General features: G+C 73.5%; 11 protein-coding genes. 3 read left to right on the plus strand and 8 right to left on the minus strand.

Features of this window, described 5'->3' with window-relative positions:
• Positions 1 to 130 precede the first annotated feature (130 nt).
• From ACFVXG_RS42420 to ACFVXG_RS42430, 3 genes are all read right to left on the minus strand, one after another.
• Complete coding sequence (locus ACFVXG_RS42420) at positions 131 to 571, minus strand: ML domain-containing protein (protein WP_387935844.1); 441 nt, start codon at positions 569 to 571, stop codon at positions 131 to 133.
• Positions 572 to 687: 116 nt separating this feature from the next.
• On the minus strand, positions 688 to 2,034 hold the full coding sequence (lysA, locus tag ACFVXG_RS42425; protein ID WP_387935845.1) for a diaminopimelate decarboxylase: 1,347 nt from the start codon (positions 2,032 to 2,034) through the stop codon (positions 688 to 690).
• Between the two features lie 57 nt (positions 2,035 to 2,091).
• Positions 2,092 to 2,268: a hypothetical protein gene (locus ACFVXG_RS42430; RefSeq protein WP_387935846.1), complete on the minus strand. Its 177-nt coding sequence runs from the start codon at positions 2,266 to 2,268 to the stop codon at positions 2,092 to 2,094.
• A gap of 350 nt (positions 2,269 to 2,618) precedes the next feature.
• Here ACFVXG_RS42430 and kdpB point away from each other — a divergent pair, with 350 nt between their 5' ends.
• Both kdpB and ACFVXG_RS42440 read left to right on the plus strand, forming a co-directional pair.
• Complete coding sequence (kdpB, locus tag ACFVXG_RS42435) at positions 2,619 to 4,823, plus strand: potassium-transporting ATPase subunit KdpB (protein WP_387935847.1); 2,205 nt, start codon at positions 2,619 to 2,621, stop codon at positions 4,821 to 4,823.
• A 221-nt stretch (positions 4,824 to 5,044) separates the two neighbouring features.
• Complete coding sequence (locus ACFVXG_RS42440; protein WP_387935848.1) at positions 5,045 to 5,557, plus strand: universal stress protein; 513 nt, start codon at positions 5,045 to 5,047, stop codon at positions 5,555 to 5,557.
• A gap of 72 nt (positions 5,558 to 5,629) precedes the next feature.
• Here the strand turns inward: ACFVXG_RS42440 and ACFVXG_RS42445 are convergent, their stop codons facing one another.
• From ACFVXG_RS42445 to ACFVXG_RS42455, 3 genes are all read right to left on the minus strand, one after another.
• Complete coding sequence (locus ACFVXG_RS42445; protein ID WP_387935849.1) at positions 5,630 to 6,811, minus strand: alpha/beta hydrolase; 1,182 nt, start codon at positions 6,809 to 6,811, stop codon at positions 5,630 to 5,632.
• A gap of 66 nt (positions 6,812 to 6,877) precedes the next feature.
• Entirely contained in the window at positions 6,878 to 9,640 is a 2,763-nt protein-coding gene (locus ACFVXG_RS42450) for a molybdopterin-dependent oxidoreductase (RefSeq protein WP_387935850.1), read from the minus strand.
• A complete protein-coding gene (locus tag ACFVXG_RS42455) occupies positions 9,637 to 10,479 on the minus strand; it encodes an FAD binding domain-containing protein (protein ID WP_387935851.1) in 843 nt (280 codons plus the stop codon). Before ACFVXG_RS42455 ends, ACFVXG_RS42450 begins: the two co-directional genes overlap by 4 nt.
• A 513-nt stretch (positions 10,480 to 10,992) precedes the next feature.
• Between ACFVXG_RS42455 and ACFVXG_RS42460 the strand changes: the two genes are divergently transcribed.
• A complete protein-coding gene (locus ACFVXG_RS42460) occupies positions 10,993 to 11,466 on the plus strand; it encodes a hypothetical protein (protein WP_387935852.1) in 474 nt (157 codons plus the stop codon).
• 98 nt (positions 11,467 to 11,564) lie between these two features.
• Here the strand turns inward: ACFVXG_RS42460 and ACFVXG_RS42465 are convergent, their stop codons facing one another.
• Positions 11,565 to 13,550, minus strand: a complete 1,986-nt coding sequence (locus ACFVXG_RS42465) for a putative Ig domain-containing protein (RefSeq protein WP_387935853.1) — start codon at positions 13,548 to 13,550, stop codon at positions 11,565 to 11,567.
• Between the two features lie 298 nt (positions 13,551 to 13,848).
• Positions 13,849 to 14,460, minus strand: coding sequence for a hypothetical protein (locus tag ACFVXG_RS42470; protein ID WP_387935854.1), 612 nt, complete (start codon positions 14,458 to 14,460; stop codon positions 13,849 to 13,851).
• Between the last annotated feature and the right edge of the window lie 128 nt (positions 14,461 to 14,588).

The raw sequence follows: 14,588 nt of genomic DNA on the forward strand, positions 1-14,588 counted from the left end.
GGCTCCGGTAGGCGCCGCGGGGGCTCCGTGGGGGTCGTGTTCGACCAGGGGCGCGCCGCCGGGACTCCCGACGTCTGACCGCGGTGGCGCGAGAAGTCGGCCGGGCCGACTTCTCGCGCCGGATCGACGGCTAGGCCGGGGGGCTCGACAGGAAGTCCACGTCGAAGTCCAGGGCCGCCAGGTCGTCCTCGTCCGTGGTGTAGGCGCGGACCTGGAGCCTGAACTTCGCCCGTGGGACTTCCCTCGGGAGGTCGATGGCGGCGGTCAGGACGGTGTCCCCCGTCGGGATGGGCTTCTTCCCGTCGCTGGTGTCGCAACTCAGCTTCAGGCCCTCTGCGCCGCCCCCGCGGAGCTCCTCGAAGAGGTCGTACCTGCGCTGGAGCAGCTTGATCAGGCCGAGCTTGACCGTGAGGTCGAAGTAGGCGCCGTCCGCGATCTCCCCGGTCGCAACCGCGTTGATCCGGAGTGTGACGGTGCTTCCCGGCTTCGGTGGATCCGGGGTGACGGAGACGGACTTGATCTGGAGTGCATCCGTCGGTTGACCTTGGTCCTGGTAACCCCAACTGGCCATGGCAACTCCCTCTGTCGCGGTGCACCGGGGCGGCGCACCGCGACAGTCTTGACGGTGGACGGCAGTTGTCCCGGGCGCAGACGCGTCAATCCACTCGAACGAATGAATCAAACGTCTCAGCGGCCGACTTCGCGCAGGCGGAAGTCCTCGACCGTCTCGCGGCGGATCAGCAGCCGGGCCCGGCCGTCCTTCACGGCGGCGACGGCCGGGCGGCCGACCAGGTTGTAGCCGGAGGCCATCGACAGCTGGTAGGCGCCGGCCGCCGGGACGGCCAGCAGGTCGCCGGGGCGCAGGTCGGCGGGGAGCACCGCGTCGCGCACCAGGACGTCGCCCGCCTCGCAGTGGCGGCCGACGACGTCGACCCTGGCGGCGCCCGCGTCGGAGCGGCGGCCCACCAGGCGGACGCTGTACGGGGATCCGTACAGGGCCGGGCGCGGGTTGTCGCTCATGCCGCCGTCGACGGCGACGAAGGTCTGGCCGTCCGCCGAGTGCTTGACGGACAGGACTCGGTAGACGGCCACCGCCGCCGGTCCGGCGATGGCGCGGCCCGGCTCGACGATCAGGCGGGGCACCTCCAGGCCGGCCTCGGCGCAGCGCACCGCGAGCCGGTCGGTGACCCGGACGGCGAACTCGGGGAGGTCGAACTCGGCGTCCCCGGGCAGGTACTTGATGCCGTGGCCGCCGCCGAGGTCCAGCTCGGGGAGTTCGATCCCGTGCCGGTCCCGCACCTGGGCGAGCAGGCGCACCAGCGCGTCGACCGCCTGGAGGAACGGTTCGAGCTCGGTGATCTGCGAGCCCAAGTGGCAGTGCAGACCGGCCAGTTCGAGCCCGGGCTGGTCGAGCACCCGGGCGATGGCGTCGGCCGCGTCGCCGCCCTCGATCGGGAAGCCGAACTTCTGGCCGCCGACGCCGGTCCGCACCGCCGCGTGGTGGCCGGCCGCGATCCCGGGGACCACCCGGACCAGGACCTTCTGCGGGGCGTCCGCCGCCACCAGGGCGGCCAGCCGGGCGATCTCCGCCGGGCCGTCGATCACGATCCGCCCGACCCGCAGCCGCCGTGCCAACCGCAGCTCCTCCGGGGACTTGGCGTTGCCGTGCAGCAGGATCCGCTGCGCGGGGAAGCCGGCCGAGACGGCCAGCCACAGTTCGCCCGAGGAGCAGACGTCCAGGCCGAGGCCCTCCTCGGCGACCCAGTCGGCCATCGCGCTGCACAGGAAGGCCTTGGCCGCGTACAGCACCTCGGCGTGCGGCAGGGCCCGCCGGTACGCCCGGGCGCGGCTGCGCACCTCGCCCTCGTCCAGCACGTACAGCGGGGTGCCGAACCGCTCGGCCGCCTCCGCCAGCCCGACGCCGCCGACCAGCACCTCGCCGCCCGGACCGGGCCGCGCCGAGGCGGGCCAGGGGCCGCCGAGCGCATCGGCGGGGGCGGGGGTCGGTACCGGCGGGGCGATCAGCTGGGTCATGGCGGCTACTCCTACGAATGGTGGGGAACGGCGGCTCGGGTCAAGCCCTCGTAGGGCTCAGTCCTCGTAGTGCATGGCGAAGCGGCAGTGCGCGGGGCGGGTCCGCGCCCGGTCGGCGTCGCTCGGCGCGGGTGAGGGCGGCTCGGGCTGGTCCTGGCGGGCGGTGGCGGGCACCAGGCGGATCGTCCGCCCCAGCGGCTGGTCGACGTCGATGACGGCGGTGGCGGTGGTCACGGCGGGCTCCTCGGGTCTGCGGCGGGCCGTCGTCCGGCGGCCCGGTACCAGTGGAGACCCTCCGGACACCGTTCGCACCCGCCCTTGACGCACGGCCTACGCACCGGGGGCGTACCTTGACGACTTCCTGACATCCCCGGGATTCCAGCCATACGAACGGCTGTTCGCGCAGGTCAGAGGCCAGGTGCCATGGATGTCAGGGAAGCGTCAAGGACGGCCGCTCCGCCGCCAAGCCTGCGTCAAGACCCGCATGGCGCAGCGGACTCCGATGGTGGGCTGTGGCCCGTCCCCGCCGCCACCGAGTGCGCCGCCCCGCCGCTTGGGGGCGGCCCGGAAGGTCCCCCGAGACGATGCGCCGTTCGGCCCTCACCCCACCGGACACCACACCGGCCACCACCCCGCACACCACCCCCGACCAGCAGAACTGGTTCCGCCGCCCGGAGCCCGCCGCACCGGAGCCGCCGCACCCGAGCCACCGCCCGTCCACGCCCAGGGGCCGACGGCAGCTGATCACCCGGCGCCAGCTGGCCGAGGCGCTGCCCGCCGCCGTCCGCAAGCTGCACCCGCGCACCATGATGCGCAACCCGGTGATGCTCGTGGTGGAGACCGGCTCGGCCCTCACCACCATCAGCGCCGTCCTCCACCCGAGCGTCTTCGCCTGGGTGATCTCCTTCTGGCTCTGGCTGACCGTGCTGTTCGCCAACCTCGCCGAGGCCGTGGCCGAGAGCCGGGGCAAGGCGCAGGCCGCCTATCTGCGCAACGCCCAGGCCGCGATCACCGCCCGGCGGTTGCTGCACTGGCGGGTCGGCACCCGCGACCACCGCCACGAGGTGCTCCCCGCCGAGGAGTTGATGCTGCACGACATCGTGCTGGTGCCGGCCGGGGAGAGCATCCCGCGGGACGGCGAGGTGGTCGAGGGCGTCGCCACGGTGGACGAGTCCGCGATCACCGGCGAGTCCGCCCCCGTGATCCGGGAGTCCGGCGGCGACCGCACGGCCGTCACCGGCGGGACGAAGGTGCTCTCCGACCACCTGGTCGTCCGGATCACCTCGCGCCCCGGGCAGAGCTTCGTGGACCGGATGATCGCCCTGGTCGAGGGCGCGAACCGGCAGAAGACGCCGAACGAGATCGCCCTCAACATCCTGCTGGCCTCGCTCACCATCGTCTTCCTGCTGTCCGTGGTCTCGCTCCAGCCGATGGCGATCTACGCCCACGCCCCCCAGACCACCATCGTGCTGGTGGCGCTGATGGTCGCGCTGATCCCGACCACCATCGGCGCGCTGCTGTCCGCGATCGGCATCGCCGGGATGGACCGGCTCGTCCAGCGCAACGTGATCGCGCTGTCCGGCCGGGCCGTCGAGGCCGCGGGCGACGTGGACGTGCTGCTGCTCGACAAGACCGGCACCATCACCCACGGCAACCGCCGGGCCGTCGCGCTGCACCCGCTGGCCGGCGCCACCGTCGAACAGCTCGCCGAGGCCGCCCAGTTGGCCTCCGTCGCGGACGAGACCCCGGAGGGGCGCTCGCTAGTGGAACTGACGAACCGTCAGTACTGGGTGCCGCCGCGCGGACCGGGCGAACTCGGCGAGCAGACGCCCGTCCCGTTCACCGCGCACAGCCGGATGAGCGGCGTCGACCTCACCTGGCCGGACGGCACCGGCTGCCTGATCCGCAAGGGCGCGGCCGCGGCCGTCGCCCGCTGGGTGGTGGACTCCGGCGGACGGATGCCGATGGAGGCCAAGCCGCTGGTCGACCGGATCGCCGCGGCCGGCGGCACCCCGCTGCTGGTCGCCGTGCACGACCGGCACGGCGCCCGGGCGCTCGGCGTGGTCGAGCTCAAGGACGTGATCAAGGAGGGCATCGCCGAGCGCTTCGCCGAGCTGCGCCGGATGGGCATCCGCACCGTCATGGTCACCGGCGACAACCCGCTGACCGCCAAGGCGATCGCCGAGGAGGCCGGAGTGGACGACTTCCTCGCCGAGGCCACCCCCGAGGACAAGCTCGCCCACCTCAAGCGCGAACAGGCCGCCGGGAACATGGTCGCGATGACCGGCGACGGCACCAACGACGCCCCCGCCCTCGCCCAGGCCGACGTCGGCGTCGCGATGAACTCCGGCACCCCGGCCGCCAAGGAGGCCGGCAACATGGTCGACCTCGACTCCAACCCGGCGAAGCTGATCGACATCGTCCGGGTCGGCAAGCAACTGCTCATCACCCGGGGTGCGTTGACCACCTTCTCGATCACCAACGACGTGGCCAAGTTCTTCGCGATCATCCCCGCGATGTTCGCCCACGCCTACCCCGGGCTGCACGACCTCAACATCATGGGCCTGCACAGCCCGCAGTCCGCGATCGCCTCCGCGATCATCTTCAACGCGCTGATCATCGTCGCCCTGATCCCGCTCGCGCTGCGCGGCGTGCGCTACCAGCCCGCCTCCGCGACCGACCTGCTCCGACGCAACCTGCGGGTGTACGGCCTGGGCGGGCTGGTGCTGCCCTTCCTCGGCATCAAGGCGATCGACCTGCTGATCGAGTTCGTCCCCGGACTGGGCTGACGCCGACTGGGTGACGCGGCTGTCAGGAGGCCGTCAAGAAGTGTGCGACCGGCGTCATGACGGTGTCAGCGCCGGTACGGACCGGCCGGTTCCGGGGTTCACTGGAGGCATCCGAAGCAAGGAGTACCCGACCGGCAGGACTCGACCGGCGTGAGCTACCGGAGGCACAGCCAGCTACCGGAGAGACGAGCGAGCTACCGGAGAGACGGAGGCGAACGGCCATGACCGGGACCACCACCGACCCCACGACCGGCACCACCCGAGTGATCGTCGGCCTGAGCGGGTCGCTGAGCAGTCTGGCCGCCCTCTACCACGCCGTCGGCGAGGCGGCCCGGCACGAGGCCGTGCTGGTGCCCGTCGCCGCCTGGACGGTGGGCGACAAGGACGGGCTGCGCCCGCTGTCGGAGCTGGAGCACGCCGCCCGGCGGCGCCTGGACGTCGCCTTCGAGCAGGCGTACGGGGGCTACCCGTCCGGCCTGGTGATCCACCCGATGGTGGTGAACGCCGAGCCCGGGCCCGCCCTGGTCGCCGCCGTCACCGGGCCGGACGACCTGCTCGTCCTCGGCGCCGCCACCCGCCGCCGCGGCTTCGACCGGCTGCGCGGCACCTCCGTCGCCCGGCACTGCCGGCACCGGGCGGGCCGCCGGGTGGTCGAGGTGTCGCCGTCGGCGCTGCTGACCCGGCTGGAGCTGACCGCCCGCACCGGGGCGCCGCTGCCGCTGCTGGCGCGGTAGCCGGCCCCGGAAGGGGCCTTCAGAACGCCCCGCCGCCCCGGCGCACCCCGCCGGGGCGGCGGGTGCCATGCGTCACGAGGCGTCCGGCAGGTGCGCGCTCAGCCAGCCGAGCGCGGCCGGGATCAGCCGGTCCCAGGTGGTGAAGTTGTGCCCGCCGGTGTCGACCGTGGCCTGGGCCACCACCAGCGGCGGACGGGCCGCCGCCGCGAAGGCGCTGGAGTCGGCGTAGGTGCTGCCGTCCTCCTTGCTGTCGGCGAGCAGCACCGACAGCGCGGGCACCGGCAGGTGGGCGAGGCGCCAGTTCAGGTCGGCCTCGTTCCGGCGCTGCTGGCTGCCGCCGAAGAGGTCGCCGGTGGTCACGTCCTCGGCCGCCTTGAAGTAGCCGGAGAGCGAGACCGCCGCCGGGAAGGTGCCCGGGTGCACCATGCCGAGCTTGACGGCGCAGTAGCCGCCGGTGGAGTCGCCCATCACGCCAAGGCCGCCCGTGCTCCCGAGCACCCGGTAGCCCGCCCGCAGGTCGGCGGGGACGTCGGTGGTGAAGTAGCTCTGCGCCTGCGGGCCGTTCGGGATGTCCTCGCACTCGCTGTCCCGGGGCATGCTGGGCGAGGGGCGCATCAGCACCAGGACGGTCGGCTTCATGGTGCCCTTGCCGAGCAGCTCGAGTTCGGTGGCCGGGTAGCGGAGCTTGGTGACCAGGTTGGTGGCGTCGCCGGGGAAGCCGGTCCACACCAGCACCGCCGGGAAGTGCTTGCCCTCGTTGCCGGGCTGGAAGTACTGGGGCGGCAGGTAGACGTACCCGTCGGTGCTCAGCCCGGTGGTGCCGCCGGGCAGCCGGACCTTGTCGAGCCGGCCGATCCGGGCCGGGTCGCGGCTGCCCGGGCTCGCGCCGGTGATCTCGGCGGTGCCGAGCACCTGCACCCCGGCCGGTCCGCCGGCCGGGGTTCCCGGGGTTCCCGGGGTCGCGGTGCCGCCGGGGGCGGCCGGGCTGCCCGGGGAGGCGCCCTGGATGACGGCGGTGCCGTGCTCGTGCCCGAGCAGGTCGGACCAGCTGCTGTAGAAGACGAAGTAGTCGTTGACGGCGAGCCCGAGCGTGGCGAGCAGCGCCACCTGGGTGACCAGGATGGTGCCGAGCCGCAGGAACATCGCGGGCCAGCTGCGGACGGCGAGCTTGGGCCAGACCCAGAGCGTGCCGAGCACCGTGGCCACGGCGAGCAGCGCCGCCAGCGCCAGCAGTTTGTGACTGGTCAGTCCCATCGGTCCCGGCCTCCCCTACCACTGTGGACCACCGGACGGGGAACGCGCCCCCGTCATCCGGCCCGGTCACTCGGAGTAGTGACTCCCCCGGCGCTCGGCCAGCGCCTGCCAGACCTGGTCGCGCAGGAACGGCGGGTCGGTGAAGCGGATGCCGGTGGCGTCGCGCAGCGCGTTGGCGAAGGCCGGGGCGACCGGGTTGAACGGGCTCTCGCTCATCGACTTGGCGCCGAGCGGGCCGATCGCGTCCGAGGTGGTGCTGAAGTGCACCTCGGTGCGCGGCACGTCGGCGTACGCCGGGAGCCGGTAGCGGCGGAAGGCCGCGGTGGTGACCTCGCCGTGCTCGTCCAGCAGCACCCGTTCGAACAGGGTCGCGCCGAGCGCCTGGGCGACCCCGCCCTCGACCTGGCCGCGGCACTGCATCGGGTTCATCACCCGCCCGGCGTCCGCGCCGTGGACGCTGCGCAGGATCCGGATCTCCCCGGTGTCCGGGTCGACCGCGATCCGGAACCACTGGGAGTTGAAGGCGATGGAGCGCGGCGAGCCGCCGAAGTGGCCGTCGGCGGCGAGTTCGACGCCCTTGCCGCGGGCGGCCTCGAAGACCTCCTTGAGCGCGACCGTCCGCCCCTCGCACTCGACCGCGTCGGCGGTGAGCCGCAGCAGGCTGCGCGGGGTGCGGGTGTACTCGGCCGTGAAGCCGATGATCCGCTCGGCGAGCGCGTTGGCCGCCTGCAGCACCGCCTTGCCCGCGACGACCGTGCCGGCCGAGCCGAAGGCGCCGGTGTCGTGCCGGACGACGTCGGTGTCGGACTGCCGGACGGCGATCCGGTCCACGGTGGTGCCCAGCGCCCCGGCGGCGATCTGCCGGTGGACGGTGGTGGTGCCGTTGCCGAACTCGGCGGTGCCCACGGCGATGTCGTACCCGCCGTCCTCCAGCAGCTTCACCGTGGCGTCGGCGAAGTGCCCGCCGGGCGGGCCGCAGGCGATCGCCGCCATCGCGAAGCCCTGGCCCACCAGCCAGCCCTCGGGGGCGAGTTCGGCGCTGGTGTCGTTCGCGAGGGCCTCCCGGACGACGCCGAGGCACTGGTCGAGGCCGTAGCTGGCGATGTGGAGGTCCTCCTCCTCGCCGAGCGGGCCCTCCATGTGCTCGCCCGGTCCGATGATGTTCTTCTCGCGCAGGACGAGCGGGTCGAGGCCGAGGCGCCGGGCCAGCTCGTCCATCGCGGACTCCACGGCGAAGGTGACCTGGCCGAGGCCGTAGCCGCGGAAGGCCCCGGCCGGCACGCCGTTGGTGTAGACCGAGTACGCCTCCACCTTCTTGTGCGGCGCCCGGTAGACGCCCATCGACTCCCCGACGCTGTGGAACATCACCGCCGGCCCGTGGTTCCCGTACGCGCCGGTGTTGGACACCACCCGGAACCGGATCGCCGTCAGGGTGCCGTCCCGCTTGGCGCCGAGCTTGACGGTGACCAGGAACGGGTGCCGGGTGGTGGCGCCGTGGAACTGCTCGGCCCGGGTGAACTCCAGCTTCACCGGCCGGTGCAGCCGCAGCGCCGCGAGCACCGCGATGTCCTCGGTGAGCATCTCCTGCTTGCCGCCGAAGCCGCCGCCGACCCGGCCGGCCACCACCCGGACCCGCTCCATCGGCAGGTCGTACAGGGCGCACAGGGCACGCCGGGTGAGGAAGGGCACCTGGGTGGAGGAGCGGACCACGATCCGCTCCTCCCCCGGCTCGCCGGCCTCCCCGGCCTCCTCGAAGTGGACCAGGCAGCCGTGGGTCTCCAGGCTGGCGTGCTGGACCCGCTGGGTGCGGAAGGTCTCCTCGTAGACCGCGTCCGCCTCGGCGAACCCCTGTTCCACACTGCCGAGTTCGCCGTGCGCCTCGCCGCAGACGTTGTTCTCCGGGCGGGCGATCCGGGACTCCGGGCCCTTGGGGTGCAGCACCGGCGCGCCGGGCGCCATCGCCTCCTCCGGGTCCAGCACGTACGGCAGTCGCTCGTACTCGACGACGATCCGGCGGCAGCCCTCCTCGGCGGCCGCCTCGCTGTCGGCGACCACGGCGGCGACCCGCTGGCCGACGAAGCGCACCACGTCGTCCAGGACCCGGGTGTCGTCCGGGTCCTCGGTGGGGTGCTCGTGCCGGGCCGAGGAGTAGAGCCGCTCGGGCGCGTCGTGGTGGGTGAGGACGAGGTGCACGCCGGGGACCCGCAGGGCGGCCGCGGTGTCGATGGCGAGGATCCGGGCGTGCGGGTGCGGGGAGCGCAGCAGCTTCATGTGCAGCAGGCCGGGCACGTCGAGGTCGAAGGTGTAGCGGGCGGTGCCGGTGACCACCTGCGGGCCGGCCGGGGCGCCGAGACTGCGGCCGACGGCGTGGCCGGGGTCGGGCTCCTCGGTGTGGCGGACGCCGTTGATCGCGTCCTCGATCGCCCGGTAGCCCGTGCAGCGGCACAGGTTGCCCTTCAAGGAGCGGGGCAGGTCGGTGAGTTGGTCGGCGTCCAGGGCGGTGGTGGTCATCAGGAAGCCGGCCGTGCAGAAGCCGCACTGGAAGCCCTGGGCGTCCAGGAAGCGCTGCTGCATCGGGTGCAGCCCGCCGTCCGGGCCGGCCAGGCCCTCCACGGTGGTGACCGACCGGCCCGCCGCCCGGGCCGCCGGGTAGAGGCAGCTGTGCACGGGGTTGCCGTCGACCTGCACGGTGCAGGCGCCGCAGTCGCCCGCGTCGCAGCCCTTCTTCACGCCGAACCAGCCGCGCTCGCGCAGGTAGGTGCGCAGGCACTGGCCGGGGCGCGGCTCGGCCTCGGTGGGGCGGCCGTTGACGTGCATCGCGAAGCTCATCGCGCTGCCTCCTCGGTGGGGGTGGGAGAGCTGAGCTCGCGCCGGATCTGCTCGGCGAAGCGGAAGGTCAGGTGCCGCCGCCAGGCGGGCAGCCCGTGGATGTCGTCGAAGTAGTCCTCGGGCCGGATGCCGTCCCGGATCGCCTCCTCGACGGCCGCCGCGTTGGGGGCGGGCGGGAACCAGAACCGGAACGGGCGGACGGTGGAGGCGGTGACGGTGAGGGTCAGCGAGTCGTCCACCGGGTCCAGGGTGCCGACCAGCAGGGCGGCGGAGCGGCCCAGCCCGTACAGCGAGGCCTGGCGGAAGGCCGTGCGGCTCGCCAGGGCACGGGCCGGCAGGGTGATCGAGCGCAGCAGTTCGCCGGGCCGCAGGTCCTTGCGCCCGGCGCCGGTGACGAAGTCCGCGACCGGGAGCCGGCGGTACTCACCGGAGGGGGCGCGCAGCAGGCAGACGCCGTCCAGCGCGGCGGTGAGCGAGATCATCGGGCCGGCGGGCAGGCCGTTGCACAGGTTGCCGCCGACGGTGGCCATGTTCCAGATCTTCCAGGAGGCCAGGAAGGCCCGGCAGCACTGCTCGACCAGCGGCGCGGCCGTCCAGTCCGCCTCCTGCCGGCCGTACCGGGAGAGCTGGGCGACGGTGCAGGTCGCGGCGATCTCCAGGCCGCCGTCCGGGGTGCGGGTGAGCGGCTCCCAGCCCGTCCGGCCGAGGTCGATCAGCCGGCGGATGTGCGGCTGCGGCTCGGAGAACAGGTACGTCCCCCCGCCGAGCCAGGCGTCGCCGGGCCGCCAGGCACCGCCGAGGCGGGCGTCCCGCAGTTCGGCCACCGTGTTCAGATCCATGTCGCCCCTCCGTCCCCGGCCGGTTCGGTCCGTTCGGTAGGGCGATTGAAGCGGGCGGCGGGCGGGCACCACGAGTGGTCCCGGGCACCATTCGCCCCCGGCCGCCGCTGGTCGATCCTCCAAGGGCGGCGCGGTCCGTCCGGACCGGCCCCGGAGGGGAGTTGGCCGCTCCGCATGCCAACTTCGACAAGCCTGTCGAACTTGGCATGGCCGGGCTATGCTGGCGACGGGTCCGCAGGCAAGTTCCCGCCCCCGTCGACGTCCGCACCACCCGGCGCGCCCGACCGGAAGGAGGCGAGACGCACGGACCACACCCGGCCCCGCAGCGGCGAGTCCGCCTCCCGCAGAACTCCCTTCCACCGCTGAGCTCCTGACGTACCGTCAACTCAGCGTGCGGCCCTTCACCAACTGGCCGTCCGGGCGTACCCCGGACCGCCCGCCGCCGTTGTACGGAAGGTGATCCGCCGCGCCCGCCCCCGCCCTCCGCTCCCCCTGCCGAGGAAGAGGTACCCGATGACGACGTCCAGGCTCCTCCCGCCGCCCCGGGAGGCGGCCGTCCTGGCCGCCGTCCTCGGACTGCTCGTCCTGGAGGAGATCGCCCTCGGCCTCGCCGAGGAGGAGGACCGCCCCGTCATCGGCGGCATCCTGATCGGCGCCTCCTGCTCCGGCCTGCTGGTCGTCGGCGCGGTCCTGTTCAGCCGCTGGCTCGACGCCCGCCGCCCGCTGCCGCTCCCCCCGCCCGGGCCCAACGGGCGCGAGTACAGCGCCCGGGCGCTCGAGGGCTTCCCGATGGAGGCCGTCCGCCCCCTGCTGCTCACCGAACACGCCCCGCAGCTGGGGCAGTTGTACTCCGCCTGGATGCTCGCCCGGACCGGTCGGACGGCCTCCTGGATCGCCCGGCGGCTGGACCTGCCGGTCGAGGCCGTCCAGCTCCTGGTCGACGCGGCCCGCACGCACACCGAGCCCCGGCCGCTGCCGGAGGCCTGACGGGCCGCGTGACAGGCCGCTGCTCGGCGGGCGGCCGGGGCACGGGAGAGCCCCGGCACCGCAGCGCGCGGCACCGGGGCGGACGTTCGAGGGCGGGATCAGCTCTCGCGGCCCGAGGCGTCGTCGATCAGGAACGCGGTGGTCGGGCTCGCCCCGGTCTCGTGGGAGACCAGCTTGAGGCCGATGGTGGTCCCCCAGCCGACCTGGCCGATCACCGAGGAGAGGTCCACGGACTGGTACTGGTAGCCGTTGGTCGGGTTCTGGCTGCTCCAGGTCTTCACCGTGCCGATCGGCTGGCCGGTGTACTGGTTGATCGCCACCAGCGACAGGGTGTCGGGCGCGGTGCCGGAGGTGTTGCCCGATTCCACGTCCAGCCAGAAGGAGAAGGTCGCCTGCCCGTAGCCCGGGTAGGTGTTCAGGTAGGTGGTGATGGAGTCGTCCGTCCCGGTGTTCTGGCCCAGCCAGGCGTACCAGGAGCCGGAGTGCGGCGCGTGCAGGCTGGACGGGGTGATGATGTTGTACCCCGACGGGCTCCAGGAGTCCGTCATCACGGTGTGGTTGACGTCCGCCGAGCCGTTCTCGAAGCCCGGGTTGATGAGCTGCTCGAGCGAGCCGCAGCCCGGACCGCCGCCGGTGCTGACGTTCTCCCAGAAGCCGGTGGACGCCGCCTTGCCCGCCGGGTCCGTCGCCGTCACATTGACCCGCTGGTAGCCGTTGGTCGCGCCGGCGGTGCCGGAGATCACCCCGCTGTGCGCGTCGATGGCCAGCCCCTGCGGCAGTCCGGTGGCGCTGTAGGTGAGGGCCGAGCCGGTGCCGGAGACGCCCACCGCCGGGATGGACAGCGGCTGACCGGCCTTGTCGGTGCGGTCGCACATGGTGCTCACCGAGACCGGCGGGGAGGCCACGATCGGGTCCGAGGCCATGCACAGGTGGTCCGTGTTGGACCACAGGGTCTGCAGCGGGAAGCTGCCCGTCGACAGGTCCTCGAAGAACAGCCCGCCGTTGGAGCCCTTCGGGATCCAGGCGCACTTGTCACCGACCTCCTGGCCGGTGGCGTCGGTCCAGCCGCCCGGGGTGTTCGGGTCGGTGACCGTCTCCGCGTACTCGTGGCCACCGATGATCCCGTAGCCGTCCAGCCGCCCCCGCGGGGTGTTCTCGCCGAACCAGTTGGTGCCGCAGCCGGCCACGTCCGTCAGGTACGGCATGTTGGTGTAGGCGAGCTGACCGTACGGCGAGCGCTGGAAGTCGTGCCAGGCGCAGTAGCCCAGCTCCTTCCACTTGTCCGGGTCGGTGCCCTGCGGCGAGTCGATGATGTACTGCACGTTGCGGTTCTGCGCCTCGGTCAGGTTGCCGAAGTGCTTGGCCGCGGCCAGTGCCTCCGCGCCGATCTGCGGCTCGGTCGCCGCCTGCGGCGCGGGCGCGGCGTTGTCCACCCAGACGCCCGCCAGCACGCTGCCCGCCTGCGGGTACGGGATGTGGGCGGCCCCGGCCGGGCACTTCACGGAGCCGGCGGCGATGCCCTCGCAGTACTGGGTCAGCACGGCGCTCCAGCCGTCGCCCTGACTGCCCAGGCCCTTGAAGAAGTCCTGCTGGTACGGCGCGGCCTGGTCCGGGTCGCCGGTCGCCACGGTGTCGCCGGTCGCGCTGGTGGACGGGGTGCCCCACTGGGAGCCCCACAGCACCAGGTACACCTTGGGCGCGCCGATCACCACACCGGTCGACTCCTGGCCGCCCTTGTAGGTGACCTGGAGGTCGTACTGGTTCGCGACGTTGCCGTCGCCGTCCTTGCCGGTGCCCGGGTCGGCGCCGTCCACCAGCTGCGGCGCCTTCGTCGTGGTGCCCACCGGGCCGGCCTTCGCGGCCCCGACCCGGCGCGGGCCGGTCTTCTTCGGGGCGGCGGCCTTGTCGCTCTTCGGGGTGCCGGGCTGGGCCACCACGGTGGCGGCCTGCGGCGCGTGGGAGTCGGCCATCGCCGACAGCGGGCTGCTGAGCGCGGCGCCGGCCAGGGCGGCGGCGAGGGCCACCAGGGCGGTCCGCGGGGCGCGTCGGGCGCCTCGGGGCGTGCGGGATCGGAATCTGAACACGGGTCGGGTTCCGTCTCTCGTGACGTGGGGGGAGGGCGGGACGCACAGGCGGTCCGGGTGGACGGGGAACGGGGCCTCACCCCGAGCTGACCACTGTGCAATGCGCCATATGATATTTCACTGACACTCGCACACAAGGCCCACACCTGACGGCCCACGGCGCCCCACCCCGACCCGGAGCAGGCCCGCACCGCATCCCACCAGGGCGGATCACGCCCGACCGGCCGACCCGCCAACTCAACGGGCGGGCAGGGATTTTAACTGTCCCTTACCCACCCACACCCCGCCTTGGCATTCCTCAGACCCGCCGCCCCGCGTTCGCCTGCGCCACCAGGAACGGCACCAACCCGCGCTCCGCCAACGCCGACCGCCACTCCTCCCGCGCCACCACCAACTCCCCCGGCCCACCGGCCCCCTCCGGGGCGGCCTCCCCGTTCACCCGCGACGCCGACCCCAACAGGCCCAGCCCGCCCACCAGCAGGCACACCGCCGCGATCCCCGCAGCCACCCAGCCGGCCCCCACCAGCGCGTGGCCCATCACGTCCCCGTCCTCCGACAACCCCAACAGGTACCCCAGCAGCAGGAACACCACCGCGGCGGCGACGGCGATGATCGGCACGATCACCGCCAACACGCCCCACCACCCCGACGCCCGCTCCCGCGCCGGCACGTCCACCGGCAGCCGCGCCACCGCGTCGGCGTCCGACCGCAGCGCCGCGTACCGCTCGTACTCCGGCGCGGCGGCCGCGAGCACGTACTCCGCGTTCTCCCGCGCCGTCCGCCGCAACCGGTCCACCTCACCCCCCACCCCCTGCAACGCCGCCCGCACCTGCGGCGCGGCCAACGCCCGGCCCAACTCGGTCTCGAAGTCGGCCCGGTCCTGCTGCGGCAGTCGAAGCGGCCTGTCCATGCCGTGCCCCCGTTCACTCGTAGTTCTACAGAACTGTAGAACACGGGGATGCGAAGGAGCAGCCTTGTTCAGGGGCGGCACTCAGCACGGAGGAGGGGTCGGCGGTCGGTACCCGGTGGGTACCGACC

Source organism: Kitasatospora sp. NPDC058162 (assembly GCF_042884005.1).
Lineage (GTDB): Bacteria > Actinomycetota > Actinomycetes > Streptomycetales > Streptomycetaceae > Kitasatospora.